This is a genomic window from Streptomyces sp. NPDC001020, from assembly GCF_053599115.1.
Genome location: NZ_JBSFLQ010000012.1, coordinates 60550 through 73490 on the forward strand (window position 1 = coordinate 60550; position 12941 = coordinate 73490).

The 12941-nt window shown below is 68.2% G+C and carries 13 protein-coding genes and 4 pseudogenes; 8 read left to right on the forward strand and 9 right to left on the reverse strand.

Annotated features, from left to right (window positions below; translation table 11 throughout):
* Positions 1 to 75: 75 nt before the first annotated feature.
* Both ACWDEX_RS14025 and ACWDEX_RS14030 read right to left on the reverse strand, forming a co-directional pair.
* The gene (locus ACWDEX_RS14025) at positions 76 to 540 is read right to left on the reverse strand and encodes a transposase (protein ID WP_450463669.1); all 465 of its coding nucleotides are present in this window, start codon (positions 538 to 540) and stop codon (positions 76 to 78) included.
* Between the two features lie 52 nt (positions 541 to 592).
* Positions 593 to 958, reverse strand: a pseudogene (locus tag ACWDEX_RS14030) (transposase); the annotation flags it as partial.
* Between the two features lie 65 nt (positions 959 to 1023).
* Between ACWDEX_RS14030 and ACWDEX_RS14035 the strand changes: the two are divergent.
* The 3 genes from ACWDEX_RS14035 (at position 1024) to ACWDEX_RS14045 (ending at position 3192) form a co-directional block, all read left to right on the forward strand.
* A complete protein-coding gene (locus ACWDEX_RS14035) occupies positions 1024 to 1206 on the forward strand; it encodes a DUF5959 family protein (protein ID WP_450463544.1) in 183 nt (60 codons plus the stop codon).
* 626 nt (positions 1207 to 1832) lie between these two features.
* Entirely contained in the window at positions 1833 to 2471 is a 639-nt protein-coding gene (locus tag ACWDEX_RS14040) for a matrixin family metalloprotease (RefSeq protein ID WP_450463546.1), read from the forward strand.
* A 112-nt stretch (positions 2472 to 2583) separates the two neighbouring features.
* Positions 2584 to 3192, forward strand: a complete 609-nt coding sequence (locus ACWDEX_RS14045; RefSeq protein ID WP_450463547.1) for a hypothetical protein — start codon at positions 2584 to 2586, stop codon at positions 3190 to 3192.
* A gap of 204 nt (positions 3193 to 3396) precedes the next feature.
* Here the strand turns inward: ACWDEX_RS14045 and ACWDEX_RS14050 are convergent, their stop codons facing one another.
* Complete coding sequence (locus ACWDEX_RS14050; protein WP_450463549.1) at positions 3397 to 4212, reverse strand: EI24 domain-containing protein; 816 nt, start codon at positions 4210 to 4212, stop codon at positions 3397 to 3399.
* 148 nt (positions 4213 to 4360) lie between these two features.
* Positions 4361 to 4612, reverse strand: coding sequence for a hypothetical protein (locus tag ACWDEX_RS14055; RefSeq protein ID WP_450463551.1), 252 nt, complete (start codon positions 4610 to 4612; stop codon positions 4361 to 4363).
* Here ACWDEX_RS14055 and ACWDEX_RS14060 point away from each other — a divergent pair.
* Positions 4602 to 5540, forward strand: coding sequence for a glutaminase (locus ACWDEX_RS14060; RefSeq protein WP_450463553.1), 939 nt, complete (start codon positions 4602 to 4604; stop codon positions 5538 to 5540). The genes ACWDEX_RS14055 and ACWDEX_RS14060 overlap by 11 nt on opposite strands.
* Positions 5541 to 5583: 43 nt before the next feature.
* Here ACWDEX_RS14060 and ACWDEX_RS14065 read toward each other — a convergent pair.
* A pseudogene (locus tag ACWDEX_RS14065) lies at positions 5584 to 5774 on the reverse strand (metallophosphoesterase family protein); the annotation flags it as partial.
* Between the two features lie 36 nt (positions 5775 to 5810).
* Positions 5811 to 7298 (reverse strand): cellulase family glycosylhydrolase, encoded by a 1488-nt coding sequence (locus tag ACWDEX_RS14070; protein ID WP_450463554.1) that lies wholly within the window; start codon positions 7296 to 7298, stop codon positions 5811 to 5813.
* Between the two features lie 299 nt (positions 7299 to 7597).
* Between ACWDEX_RS14070 and ACWDEX_RS14075 the strand changes: the two genes are divergently transcribed.
* The gene (locus tag ACWDEX_RS14075; RefSeq protein ID WP_450463555.1) at positions 7598 to 8140 is read left to right on the forward strand and encodes a GNAT family N-acetyltransferase; all 543 of its coding nucleotides are present in this window, start codon (positions 7598 to 7600) and stop codon (positions 8138 to 8140) included.
* On the opposite strand, the pseudogene ACWDEX_RS14080 reads toward ACWDEX_RS14075, so the two are convergent.
* The 3 genes and pseudogenes from ACWDEX_RS14080 to ACWDEX_RS14090 form a co-directional block, all read right to left on the reverse strand.
* Positions 8124 to 8276 (reverse strand): annotated as a pseudogene (locus ACWDEX_RS14080) (IS5 family transposase); the annotation flags it as partial. The gene ACWDEX_RS14075 and the pseudogene ACWDEX_RS14080 sit on opposite strands and share 17 nt — an antisense overlap.
* Before the next feature lie 96 nt (positions 8277 to 8372).
* Positions 8373 to 9323 carry a DUF4232 domain-containing protein gene (locus ACWDEX_RS14085; RefSeq protein WP_450463557.1) on the reverse strand — a complete coding sequence of 317 codons (951 nt, stop codon included), beginning with the start codon at positions 9321 to 9323 and terminating at the stop codon, positions 8373 to 8375.
* Positions 9324 to 9465: 142 nt separating this feature from the next.
* Positions 9466 to 10113 (reverse strand): class I SAM-dependent methyltransferase, encoded by a 648-nt coding sequence (locus ACWDEX_RS14090; RefSeq protein ID WP_450463558.1) that lies wholly within the window; start codon positions 10111 to 10113, stop codon positions 9466 to 9468.
* Positions 10114 to 10257: 144 nt separating this feature from the next.
* On the opposite strand from ACWDEX_RS14090, the gene ACWDEX_RS14095 reads away from it, so the two are divergent.
* The 3 genes and pseudogenes from ACWDEX_RS14095 (at position 10258) to ACWDEX_RS14105 (ending at position 12332) form a co-directional block, all read left to right on the forward strand.
* Positions 10258 to 10854, forward strand: coding sequence for an isochorismatase family protein (locus ACWDEX_RS14095; protein WP_450463671.1), 597 nt, complete (start codon positions 10258 to 10260; stop codon positions 10852 to 10854).
* 10 nt (positions 10855 to 10864) lie between these two features.
* A pseudogene (locus tag ACWDEX_RS14100) lies at positions 10865 to 11098 on the forward strand (universal stress protein); the annotation flags it as partial.
* A gap of 316 nt (positions 11099 to 11414) precedes the next feature.
* Positions 11415 to 12332 (forward strand): pyridoxamine 5'-phosphate oxidase family protein, encoded by a 918-nt coding sequence (locus ACWDEX_RS14105; RefSeq protein ID WP_450463559.1) that lies wholly within the window; start codon positions 11415 to 11417, stop codon positions 12330 to 12332.
* Positions 12333 to 12941 lie beyond the last annotated feature (609 nt).

Sequence of the window (12941 nt, forward strand, 5' to 3'; positions counted from 1 at the left end):
AGCCAAGCGGACACCAGCGGTACTGACAGTTCGGTGCCGCTAGCCAACACGATCACGGGCGCGGGCTCAACGAAATTAGCGGGCGTCGAGGTGCCCACGGGCTCGCCGGGTGGTCGCGCGACGGGTGCGTAAGCGCTGGTTGACGGGGTTGCGGAAGCCGTAGGCGTCGCGGGTGACGGTCTTGATGACCTGGTTGGTGCCTTCGGAGCCGGCATCGGTGATCCAGGTGTGCAGGAACGCGAGGATCTCTGGCCACCACGTCTCGACGGTTGTGGCCAGGCGCTGCAGTGCAGTTCGGGAAGGCCGGCGTCGGCGCAGCGTCGGTGGAACCGGTACAGCAGATCGCGGACCTGTTCCCGGTCCGGGCGGGTCCGGGCGATGGCAAGCAGGTCCACGAGGTCTTCCTTGGCGTTCCGCGCCACGGTGATCGGTTCGCCAATCGCCTTGGGCAGGTTGGACAGCCCGTCGAGGAGAGCATCGAGTGCTCGCCGCGCATCCGGGCGGCGGAACGGGTGAGCCGGTTGCGCAGGTCCCGCTCACGGTTGCCCTTGCGGCCGCGCCGGCCGTGGTGCGTCACAGTGAGCCGGCGGCGGACCTCGGTGAGGGTCTGGTTCGCCAGCTGCACGAAGTGGAAGTAGTCCACGACCAGAGCCACCTGTGTCAGGACGCGGCAGATCGCCGACTTGAAGATCGTGCACATGTCGATCGCGACGTACCGGACCGCGCCGCGCCAGTCTTGGTCGCGGTCGGCCAGCCAGTCGATGACCGCCTGGGCGGTGCGGCCTTCGACCTGCCCGAACAGGCCCTGCTCGCCGGACAGGTCGACGAAGCCGACGCGCCAACGGTCCACGGCGGTCTGCCAGACTCCGGTGACCTTGTCGGGGATCCATCTCGGCCGGCCTCGGTGGATCTCGTCGATACCGAGCACCTGCACCGGCTCGGGCTGGGTCGGCAGCACCGCCTGGGCGTGACTGGTGAGGGTGCGAGCATCGGTGGGGATCGCGGCTGAACCTCGTTCTCCACATGCAGGAGGACCACTCCCTGGATGTAACGATCCACGATCCGGACCGCCTCAGCACGGTGCTGTGGACCCGGCCGCAGGAGAACTGGATAGAGGAGCACCACGAACGACTGGAGCAGGTCCGGCAGACCTGGCCCAAGACAGGCCCTATTTCGTACGAATGGCATCCACCCAAGGAGAGCTGAGTGCCGCTTGGCTCCGCGAGGCCGACATCACGAGTTCAGCCTCAGTAGCTGACCACTGCTGGTCTCTGCGCTTGATCCTTCTGGGGGTGTGGAACGGCCAGCGGAGAGATGGGCGGATATGTCGTATGAGCGGATATGCGTGATCACTGCCCGACACCCTTGGTCGGGTTGCCCACTTGCTGGTTGTCGGCTTCCTCGTCTGGCAGGAGTGGGTGGCGGCGTCGTTTGGGGGGTGGGGCAGCGAATCCTTCATTGATGCTCATCGGTGATTCTTCCCGGCAGAGGCGACGTCTCTTGCCAGACCGGTCACACCGGGGCGCAGGCCAAGTTCGGGATATTCCCGAAGCTGCACTTGCAATTCGAGCGTCGGTCAAATTGGGGCAAGCTTTGACATCACGAGACCCCGTCTGTGACGCGGGTCACATCCGATGTAAAGCACTCCCTCTGCGTGATCTTCACATCTACTGTGCAGGCGTGCAGCAAGCGACTGTATTTCTCCACACGATGGGTGGGGATCGTAGCGAGGAGCTGCTGTTCAGTCATGGAGTGGTGGCGGCGCAAGTTTGCTGCATGCCCGGCCAGTTGGAGGCGTAACGCATGAACAAGGTTGATGGGGAGTCAAGATTGTGCTGAAAGCACCAGAGGGTGTCACCGGTGGCGCGCCGAATCCAACACCGAAGAGGAAGGGGCGATCCATCACCGCGTGGTCAGCGCTGCCCTCTGCATTGATCGCCTTCGGGTTGGTGATGGCAGCGGGGGCACCGGCGGATGCCTACAACACGTTCAACAGCCACCGTCTGAAGTACGGCATCAACGGTGAGTACTACTGGCTGGATTCCACTGCCAAGAATTCACACCCCAGTGCGATTCCGGCCGGCGTGGCACACTGGAACAATACCACGGACACAAAGGTCTGGTACGTCGATACTCTTGACAAGAGCAAGAGCCGGTTGGATTTCTACAGGCGGTCGACCTCCAGCAACTCCTACTGCGCGGTCACTGCAATGTACGTCGATACTGCGACCGTAAACCCGTCCAACACCAACTGGGTGTGGGCAAAAGTCACTATCGACCCGCTGTTGGCCAACGCATCAGCTTGCGGACCCGACACTCACCGTGACGGAATCATCGCGCACGAGGTGGGCCACGCAATGGGTTTGGCGCACAACAGTAATTCAAGTTCGTTGATGAACACCTACATATCCAGCACGAGTGTCGACGCTCCGATAAAGGATGACAGAGATGGCATCAACTACCTCTACTGACAGGTCGGCTTCGCGTCGCGTCAGCTTTGGCGTCCTGGCGGCTGGGCTCGTGCTGCCACTGGCCTTGTCGGCCTGCTCCAGTGGTGCCGGGGGCCCCGCTGTGAAGGACTCCGTGCGCGGATCGAAGTCGGCGCCGAGCCTCGAGGCGACGACCGGCTCGCGTGACACTCCGGACCACAAAGTCATCCTCGACGGAGCTCTCAACCGCAGCTACGCCGCTCCCAGTCTTGCCGCGTTCGCCAGCCAGGCCGGGGCATCCAACGTGATCAGCGGCACGGTCACCGCCACCCGACCGCTGGTCACCGAGCCGGCTACGACTGTCGAGACGATCTTGACGATCTCCGTGGAGCGGCAGCGGGACGCCGACGCCCCCGCCACCGTCGAGGTGCGGGAACAGGGCGGTGTCGTCTCGGTCGCACAGGTGCGCTCCGACTTCGAGGGCAAGATGGGGCGCAAGTTGACCGATGAAGAGTTGGCCGAGACGGTCGACTACCAATTCAACGGGATCGAGCACGCGCGGGTGGGTGATCAAGTCCTCGTCGTGGTGGCCGACGATACCTCCGTGCAGAAGGAGGGCGCCTACGTCAGCCTGGCCCGGCTCGTGAGGGAGGGCGCCACGGGCGCCTTGGCCAAGTCGAGTTCCACGAAGTTCACCTGGCCCGGCGAGGCCCCGAACCCGGCTTGGGAGAGCGCGGTCGACGTGGAGTCCCTCATGCAGTGAGAAGCGGGCGGCCGACGGCGTCGAGCGAACAAGTGCACTGGTCCTCCTCGTAAGGAGCATCCCTGGCGCGTGGGCCTTGCGTGCGGTGCACTTCGTTCACTGTGGGAACCCCGTCCTCGTGACAACAGTCACCATGTGCACCCACGCCGGTTCTCCAGTTCGGCGCGGGCGACATGGACCCGGCTACCGTGGCGGTCACTTCGGTCATGCGGTTGCCTCCTGTGTGTGGTTGTTGTCGTGGGAGTCGCCGTCGCCCGCGGTCGTCTCCTCCGCCGTGTCCTCGTCCAGCAGGTCGCGTGCCATGAGGGTGGCGCCTGCGACGGCGCCCGGCATCAGGAAGACCGCGACGAACGGGACGAGGAAGGCGACTGTGAGCGGGGTGCCGAAGCCCCAGGCCAGGGTCTTACGGGCGCGCAACAGCGCGAGGCGCTCGCGCAGTTCGACCCCGCGGCGCTGGAGCGCGACCGCGGTCAGCTCCTCGGTCAGGAAGAAGCCAGTGACGAAGAACCCGAGCGCCGGGATCACGGTCTGGCCGACGAAAGGAAGGAAGCCGAGCGCGAAGAGCAGAATTCCCCAGAGTGCCGCTCGGACGACGACACGGAGACTGTCGCGGGCCGAGATCCACAGCTCGCGCCAGAGCGAGTGCGGGGACTGCGGGGCGCCGCCGTCCGGGGACACCGAGCGGTCCACCCTCTCCGACAGCGACTCGTAGAAGGGTTGCCCGAGGAGGAGGGTGACCGCCGTGAAGGTGAGCACTGCCAGGAGCAGCGCGAGCGCGAAGAGGACGGCGGCCAGGAACCCGCGGAACAGGCCGCCCCATGGGGACGACCAGTGGTCGGCGAAGGGGGTGGCCCAGGTGACGAGGTCGTCGCCGTACACGGCGAGGGCCACGAGTGCCGCCGCGTAGAGCGCAACGGTGATCAGCCCGGGCAACAGCCCGAAGCCGTACGCTCTGCCGTGTCCGGCAGCCCAGCGCTGCCCCTTCACCAAGTAGCCGAAGCCCGCCCCTAGATCACGCATGGGCGAAACCCTATCGGGGCGGGTGGCTCCCACGCTCCGGCCGCCTCGACGAGGGTGCGGCCGGCGCTCGGGCTTGGTGTCCGGGTTGCGCCGCCGAGAGCCGGGAGCTGTTCACCGGCGTCGCTGAACGTCGAGGGAGGCTTCGTCATCAAGTCGGCGGAGGAGTTTCGAGCATCTGTTCCGGCGACACCTGCCCCTTGGCTGCCGAGTCGTCTCGCTGGAGCTGGAGCTGGAGCTGGAGCTGGAGGTTGGAACGGAACTCGATCACGGTGATGAATAACGTGCAGGACTCGCAGATCGGCTCGAAGTGGCAGTCCACCTCGACGGGGCGTGTGCAGTAGCCGTTGCCGAGCATCAAACCTGCGCACCGGGACCGGCCCGGAGGCAGAATGGTGATCATGATGTCGTCCCCGTCCCCGACCTACCTGCCGGTCCTGGAGCGCATCGCCGAGGAGATCGGGCACACGCCCGGCCGCGGGCGCCCGGCCGACTACATCCCGGCGCTCGCGGCCCGTGACGCCCGCGCCTTCGGCATGGCCGTCGCAGAGCTGGACGGCATGGTGTACGGGGTGGGGGACTGGCAGGAGCCGTTCTCCGCGCAGTCCATCACCAAGGTGTACACTCTCGCCCTCGACCTGGCGCGCGAGGGCGACGAACTGTGGGAGCACGTGGGCCGCGAGCCCTCCGGCAACCCCTTCAACTCCCTGGTACAGCTGGAGTACGAGAACGGCATCCCGCGCAACCCGTTCATCAACGCCGGCGCCCTGGTGGTCACCGACCGGCTCCAGACCCGTACCGGCGACGCGGCGGGCGAGCTGCTGAGCTTCCTGCGCGCCGAGAGCGGTAACCCGGAGCTGGACTTCGACGAGGAGGTCGCCGCGTCCGAGACCGCGCACGGCGACCGCAACGCCGCCCTCGCCCACTTCATGGCGTCCTACGGCAACGTCGACAACCCGGTGCCGGTCCTGCTGGACCAGTACTTCCGCCAGTGCTCGATCGCGGCGTCCTGCGCCGACCTGGCGCTGGCCACCACGTTCCTCGCCCGGCACGGCATAAGGGCGGACGGTACCCGACTGCTCGCCAGCAGCCAGGCCAAGCAGGTCAACGCGGTCATGCTGACCTGCGGGACGTACGACGCGGCCGGCGACTTCGCCTACCGTGTGGGCCTGCCCGGCAAGAGCGGCGTGGGCGGCGGCATCATTGCCGTCGTACCGGGCCGGTGTGCGCTGTGCGTGTGGAGCCCCGGCCTGGACGAGCGGGGCAACTCCGTGGCCGGCGTGGCGGCCCTGGACCGCTTCACGACCCTCACCGGCCTGTCGGTGTTCTGAAGAGTGCCTCGGGACGGGGTGCCTTCCGGCCGGGCGCGCACACGGGGCCGTCATTGTTGCCGTACACGCCGATCAGCCGCCGCGACCGGCCCAGCAGCAGGTCCGGCGTGGCGGTGTCCACCCAGTCGCCCCGTGGACGACCACGTCGGGGCTCGGGGCATCGGCGAGGAGTTCAGACGGCAGGGCCTTGGCCCGGGTGGGCAGACGAGTGTCGGACACCAGGAGCAGGCGCACGGCCGAGGGGACCGCTCGTCTCCACGGTGCGTGGCCTCAGCGTGCCGTCGCGGTCACGGTGACCGCGGTGCCGGGGCGCACAGCGGGGAGCAGCACGTCCGCCTCGCCGGGGGCGCTGTGGACGACCGCGGCGCGCGTGCCCTCCGCCGTGATGCGCGCGCCCCGGGGGAACGCGGCGGTGGGGAGGGCGAGCGTCGTCAAGGCGCCGCGGGTCGCGCGGGTGGCGGTCAGGGTCAGGGTGTAGGTCCGGGTGAACGGGTCGTAGGTCTCGGCTCCCGGAGAGCCGGCGACGGCCCGGGCGTAGGGCGCGAAGGCGGGTTCCTTGCCGGGGGCGGGGCTGCCGTTGCGGTCACGGGCGCAGTAGCCGCCGCCGTCCGTGGCGTCGCAGTCGTACCACATGGCCCAGCCGGTGGCAAAGCCGTGCATCGACAGGAGCTGACGGCGTACGAGCTGGGCGTTGCCGGGCGTGGTGGCTTTGGGCGGCCCCCATTCACCAACGATGACGGGCAGCCGGTGCGCGGTCGGGTAGGCGCCGATGGCGGCTTCGTACCGCTCGATGAACTGCCCGGACGGGTCCCAGTCCTGCCCCGCCTCGACGGCCGTGTCGTAGGCGTGCGGGGCGTAGCCGATGCGGGCGGCGCCGGGACGTGGGTCGGCGAAGCCGGGGAGGCTCGTGGGGACGCCTTGGCCGACGAGGACGGTGGGCTCCACGAACAGCCACGCGTCGCGGTCGACAGCGCGGACGGCCTGGATGAGGCGCCGGTACATGGCGGGCAGTCGGCCCTGTTCGAGCGCGGTGGAGGCGGCGACCTGGTCGGCGGGGTCGGTCGGGTCCCCGGGGACGGGGCCGAAGGGCTCGTTGAACAGGTCGTAGCCGAGCAGCGAGCGGTGTCCGCGCAGGGTGGTGGCGACCTTCGCGTAGGCGGCGGCCTGGGCGGTGCGCAGGTCGGGGTCGTCGTACAGATGGGTGAAGGCGGCCTGGACGGCGGGCTGGAAGTAGTCGGAGAACCAGTCGTCCGGGTTGGACTCGAAGGGCAGCCCGTCGGTGCGGGTGGCCCAGGCGGGGATGCCGTTGTGGCCGAAGGCGGGGCCGAAGACGTCCTGGTGCCAGTCGACGAGGACCAGGACGTGGTACCGGTCGGCCCAGTCGAGCACCTGGTCGAGGTAGCGCAGGTAGGCGGTGTCGTACCGACCCAGGCGGGGCTCCACCTTCTCCCACTGGATGTCGAGCCGGATCAGATTGAATCCGTCGCGTGCGAGCCGGGCGACGCGGTCGCGGGTGACGGTGTCGTTCTTGCCGAGGTTGAAACCGTGCAGCCGCAACACACGGCCCCGACTGTCGGCGAGGTGGACAACGCCGTCGGGCATGGCGACGGTGCCAGTGGGCCGGCCCGTGTCCCCAGCGGCCCAAGGCGCCTCCATACTGGTGGGCGTGCTGTGAGCCTGAGCCTGAGCCGCTGCGGGCAGCGCGCACAGGACGGCGGTGCCGAAGGCGAGCGTGGTGGCGATGCGACGCAGACGCATGGTGCCTCCGGGGCGGTCGGCAAAGGGGGCGGAATTGCCCGACGGGTGCCGATCCTGGCCAAAGGCGTGCGCTATCGCAAGACTCCGCGACGTACTTTCCTGACACTTGCTCAACTTTTCGCGCGTGACGCGCCCCAGAGTGGCGACGGGCGGTCCCGGGGCCGGCGTCGGGCCTCGCCCCGGATTCGGCCCGGCGACGCGCCCGGCCGCCGACCGGGCACTGCACTGATCACGCCGGCCTGTGCTCCTCGCACGCGCGGGGATGGTCCCGCCCACCATTCGTGATCCAGAATGATGGGATGGTCACGCTTAAGACTCCCCGTTTGGTCCTGCGTCGCTGGCGCGAGGAAGACGTTGCGCCCATGGCTGCCGTCAATGCCGACCCCGAGGTCATGCGGTGGATCCGTGACGGCAGCGTCCGTGACGAACAGCAGACTCGCGACGGGATCCACGCATGGGAGAGCGAGTGGGAGTCACAGGGCTTCGGCCTGTTCGCCGTGGAGATCCGGTCCACTGGCGAGATGGCCGGGTTCACCGGCCTTTCGGTGCCCCACTTCTTGCCGGAGGTACTGCCGGCGGTTGAGATCGGCTGGCGACTGGGACGTTCCCACTGGGGGCAGGGCTTGGCCACCGAAGCTGCTGCGGCCGCTGTACGGTTCGGGTTCGAAGAGCGAGGGCTGGAGCGGATCGTCAGCATCACTCAAGTGGGCAACGACGCATCCGAACGGATCATGACCAAACTGGGGATGCATCCGGTCCGTGAGACCGTCAACCCCACCTGCGGTCGTCGAGTACGGGTGTTCGAGTTGTCGTCGGACCAGTACGTCACAACCACTCGTTGATGGCGGCAACGAGGACGGTAACCTCCTGGCGGACCGCGAGTTCGTCATACCTGGTGGCCACGGCTCGATGTCTCTTGAGGCGATTGATGCCGCACTCGACCGCGTGCCGGGCCTTGTAGTCCTCTGGGTCGAACTGTCAGGTCGGGGGCACGAATGGCCGGTGGTTGCCCTTTCAACGCGGTGTGTCCGCGGTGGTGGTTGTAGGTGTTCAGCCAGCCGTCAGGATCGCTCGTCAATCGTGGGCGCCTGCGCCCGCGGTGTCATCCTTTGCCCACGGTTTGACGCCGAGCTTTCCGGTGGTTCCGAGGTCGAGGTCTGGGGTGACCGTGACCGGGTCGGCGCCGGCCTTCGCCCGGACCCGCACGTAGGGCACGTTCACTGGCGTACCGGACTCGGTTGTGTTGCGCCACACCAGGCTGGCGGTCGCCGACTCGCCGGGCCCGAGCGTGACGGGTCGGGGCTGCTCGTCAGGCCCGGCAGCGGTGGTGATCTCACCGCTGCCACGGAGGATCTTGATACCGCCGACGGGTTTGCGGTCGTCGTCCAGAAGTTCCAGCAGCGGGTAGCCGTCGACGGTGTAGTCGCGTGTGCCGCAGTTGTCGAGATGCAGGCCCACGACACGCAGCCCCATTGCCGCGTCACCCCGGTCGGCGCTGACCCGGATCCCAGAGGTGGGACATGTGCCCGGATCAGCCGGAGCCTCGCCCGCGGGCACCTTGGTCACGCGGAGGACCTTGGCCTGTGTCACCCGCGGCGCGGCGGACGGTAGTTCTCCGACCTGCACCGTGCCCCGCACTGTCTTCCCGGGGCCGACATCGCGCACTGCCACGGTTTGATTGGCAACCGCCCCGCCATCACTGCTCATGAAGGTGAAGACGACCGAGTAGGTCAGAGCCTCAGTGCCCTCATTGGTGACCTCGTAGGCGGCAAAGGCTCCCGAGTCTGTGGCGAGGCTGTCGGCGGAGACGGAAGTGCTGCGGGTGGGCGAGGGGGAGGCCGACGGGAGGGTCAGTGAGGTGATCTGTACACCGTCCTTGCCCGGATCCTCGACCTGCGTCTGGGACGGCGGTACGGACGCACGGGCGCCGCCGGTGCTTCCGACGCCTGCGCGTTCTGTCCCGCAGGCCGTGAGCAGCAGGGCGGTCGCGGCGAGAGTCGACAGGAGGGAAGCAGGTCTTCGCATTCGATCACCTCACCAGAGGGTGGATCACGTGCGTGTGATGGAGGCCACAACTCCGGTCTTGCTCGGCACCTCCCTGGTCAGGCCGGCCACCACCGCCGCTCCGCCTGTGTTCCTGAACAGATGCGCGCCTCGTCGACCGGACTCAGGCCGCTCCGATCTTTCCGCGGCGGCAGTGGAGGAAGAGATGAGGCTCAGGCGCGGCGTTCGGATGAGACGGGGTGAACAGAAAGCTCTCCGCGGACACGACAGACAGGCCCGCCTCGGTGACCATCGCGATGAAGTCCTCGGCGGCGAAGCTCGTTACCGTTACCTTCTGCCCCATGAAGAGACCCTCGACGCCCTCCACATCCAGGGGCACCGTAGCGACGGCCAGGCTGCCGCCGGGCTTCAGCGCCTGCACGAGCCGCCGCAGGAGCCGAGACTGGTCGTCGCGCGACATCTGCAGGAGCGAGAAGTACACGCAGACCGCGTCGAACGAGGCTTCACGCAGGGCGACTTCACGGATGTCAGCACACCGGAAAGAAGCCCCGGGCACCTGCCGGGTGGCGAGTTCCACCATGCCCGGGGAGACATCGACGCCCAGCACCTCATGTCCCGCGCCAACGAGCGTCTCCGCCGTGGGCCGGCCGGTTCCGCTGCCCACGTCGAGCACCCGACTGCCGGGCACGAGCCGACCAAGAAGCCATTCAAGCGACGACCGGTGCGCGGCCGACCCGGCGAACGCCTTCTCGTAGTCGGCTCCCAGAGCATCGAACACTGCCGCAGCCTGAGAACCGCGTTCCTCGCCCATCAAGTGGCCTCCCGTTATCGCCGATTGACGCCTCAGTGCATCATCCCACCCCCGAGGTGGTCCACAAGTGGTCTCCTGTACCCGCCGGGGGCCCGGCTGTCCGTTGTGCTCCGTGCGCCTGCGAGGGTGGCCCCGCACCCGGTGATGCACGGTGCCCAGGCTGGTGCCGGTGCCGTCCGCGCCGCCAAGCACACACTGGTGGCGACGGGCGACTCGGCTCCCGGTGCGCCGGACGCCCTACGATCGTTCGTCACGGCCTCCGCACTGATCCTCATCGACCTGATGCCGTGCATCATCGCCCTTCCCCTCGCCCCGCACACCGGTGACGAAGTCCTCGCGCGCTGCCGCGAGTTGGCCAAGTCGTTCCGGGTGAGCGGGCGGCCGGTGGTGCTGGTCCGGGTGGAGCGCCCGAACGTCGCCGAGCAGCCGCCGGGCAGCGGCTTCGCCGACGGCCTGGTACACGGTGGCGACGTCGTGGTGGTCAAGCGCGCCATCGGCGCGTTCTACGGCACCGATCTGGACGAGCAGTTGCGCAAACTGGGTGCGGACAACTCGGTGTTCGCCGGGCTGGTCATCACGATGGGCGTCGAGTCCACCGCACGGGTCGCGGCGGACCACGGCTACCAACTGGAGTTCGTAGCCGACGCGATGTCCGGACTGGCTGCGGACGAGCACGAGTTCACCGTAGAACGGATCTTCGCGCGCTTCGGCGCGGTGCGGAACACCGCCGACTACAGCTGACGCCGGCCCGGTGTCGGAGACGGTGGCCGGGCGTGCCGCTGCCCATCCGGGGGTGGAACTGCACCATGAGGTCGTGCAGGGGCACCCGGTACAGGTCCTTGCCACGGCGTCCGAACACGCCCTCGGCCTGGTCCTGGGCACACGAGGGCACGGCGGCTTCACCGGAATGCTGCTGGGTTCGGTCAGTCAGGGCCTACTGCACCACGCGCGCTGCCCGGTCATCACCGTCCCGTACGACCAGTAGCCTGCGACGCACCAGTAAGGGGCTCCTCAGGCCGGAGCACGAAACGGTAGCCCATGTCCCGGCGCGCGGGGTCGGCGTAGCGCATCAGGACACCTACCCATCACACAGCGCAGTTGCTGTTTCGGCACCACGACCAGCTCAGCCCGCGAGCCCACCGCGTGCATCAGGGCCGCGTCGGCACGTTCCTTCAGGACCGACTGACGTGGATGCGGAGCGGTCCATTCGGCCACCTCGGATTCCAAGCGGCATCGCATGCAGCGGCGCGCTACGCGTGGCACGTTGGCTACAGCAGCATTGTGAGGAGATGGTGGCGATCATGCGAGCTCACCTCGGCGACCAACTCGTCATCGAGAGTCCGGCGACCGGTGTTGCCCGGCGCGACGGCGAGATCGTCGGACTCCACCACGAAGACGGAACTCCGCCCTACGACGTGCGCTGGTCGGACACGGGCGAGGTGACGCTCGTGTTCCCCGGGCCGGACGCGCATGTCCGTCACCTCGAGCACGAGGCCGGCAGACGCCACGCGCCTCCCAGGCCCGGCCTGGGCGAGGCCGGAGCCGTGCCCGTCGCGACCGCTCCCGACCGGACCGCTCACGCTGGCGACATCGGACGGCGCGTCGCCGCCGAACGCACGCGGCAGGGGCTCTCCCGTGAGGAAATCGCCGACCGGGCCGGCATGGCACCCAACTACCTCGCCTACCTTGAAGAGCGGCCGGCCGACCCGAGCCTGCCGACTCTCATCAGGCTGGCTGGCGCCCTTGGTACCAGCGTTGCGTCCCTTCGCGGAGTCGGCATCGAGGCGCCGCCCGGCCAGGGCGAGGCGCTCCTCCACCCGCAACTGCAGGTCCTCAGCCCTGACGAGTGCTGGGCCCGGCTCTCCACCCATGGTGTGGGGCGCGTTGCGGTATCCACTCCGGACGGCCCGGCGATCATCCCGGTGAACTACGAGGTCGTCGACGGCGCGATTGCCTTCCGTACGGCCCCCGGCTCGGCTCCCGCGGCGGCTGTGGGAACGGACATCGCCTTCGAAGTCGACCATGTCGACGAGGCCATGAGTCAGGGCTGGAGCGTGCTCGTCGTCGGCCCGGCGCGCATCGTTTCGGAGCCCGACGCCGTGCTGCGGCTGGCCGATCGAGCCCATACCGAGCCGTGGGCCGGGGGCGGACGCGTGATGTGGGTGTCGATCCAGCCCGCGCGCCTCACAGGCCGCCGCATCGGCTCCGCCGACCAGTAGGTGGTCGCAGTGGAAGTACTCGGCCGGAACGGAGAACCGTCCTACCGGGTGCTTTACGACGACGGTCACGAGGCGTAGATCTTTCCCGGTCTCGGATGCGTGATCGAGACCCGGCAGGCACCCGATGCGTCGCCCAGGCATCCAAGCCGGGAGAGCAGTGACCAGCCGCCTGCGAGCCGGGAAGAGTTTTTGCTGCCCAAGACCGGGTGGCGACGTGTCGACACCCTACGTGTGCGTCGTCTGTTCGGCTGATGCCGACGTCGGACGGCAGACGGTGGTGGAGGTGAGCCTGGCTGTCGCTGGGCTCGAGCCGCTCGCGCTGAGGTCCGCAGCCCGCAGCTGCGCTCGCGCTAACGGGCAACTTGGACGCACTGGCTCATGACAGCTCCGTGCCCCTGGCCGGAGGACGGTGAGACTTCGGCGGTCACTCCCTACTTCCAGAACACACCGAAGCAGCCGGTCAGGATTCCGTAGTTCTGCGCACCAGTCCCGGCGGGTTACCGGGCCACACTGAGTCCTGCCCCGTTTGAGACACACCGGCCGACGGTACTCGCCAAAACGGCCGCCGTTGCTACGCGGCGAACGCCCTGCAGCCAATGGGGAGGCCGC

Bases quoted from the DNA above. Each gene is read 5' to 3' on its own strand.
- ACWDEX_RS14035 (WP_450463544.1), top strand. From the start codon at position 1,024: ATGCAGGAGGACCACTCCCTGGATGTAACGATCCACGATCCGGACCGC.
- ACWDEX_RS14050 (WP_450463549.1), bottom strand. From the start codon at position 4,212: ATGCGTGATCTAGGGGCGGGCTTCGGCTACTTGGTGAAGGGGCAGCGC.
- ACWDEX_RS14060 (WP_450463553.1), top strand. From the start codon at position 4,602: ATGGTGATCATGATGTCGTCCCCGTCCCCGACCTACCTGCCGGTCCTG.
- ACWDEX_RS14055 (WP_450463551.1), bottom strand. From the start codon at position 4,612: ATGATCACCATTCTGCCTCCGGGCCGGTCCCGGTGCGCAGGTTTGATG.
- ACWDEX_RS14070 (WP_450463554.1), bottom strand. From the start codon at position 7,298: ATGCGTCTGCGTCGCATCGCCACCACGCTCGCCTTCGGCACCGCCGTC.
- ACWDEX_RS14075 (WP_450463555.1), top strand. From the start codon at position 7,598: ATGGTCACGCTTAAGACTCCCCGTTTGGTCCTGCGTCGCTGGCGCGAG.
- ACWDEX_RS14085 (WP_450463557.1), bottom strand. From the start codon at position 9,323: ATGCGAAGACCTGCTTCCCTCCTGTCGACTCTCGCCGCGACCGCCCTG.
- ACWDEX_RS14090 (WP_450463558.1), bottom strand. From the start codon at position 10,113: ATGGGCGAGGAACGCGGTTCTCAGGCTGCGGCAGTGTTCGATGCTCTG.
- ACWDEX_RS14095 (WP_450463671.1), top strand. From the start codon at position 10,258: ATGCACGGTGCCCAGGCTGGTGCCGGTGCCGTCCGCGCCGCCAAGCAC.
- ACWDEX_RS14105 (WP_450463559.1), top strand. From the start codon at position 11,415: ATGCGAGCTCACCTCGGCGACCAACTCGTCATCGAGAGTCCGGCGACC.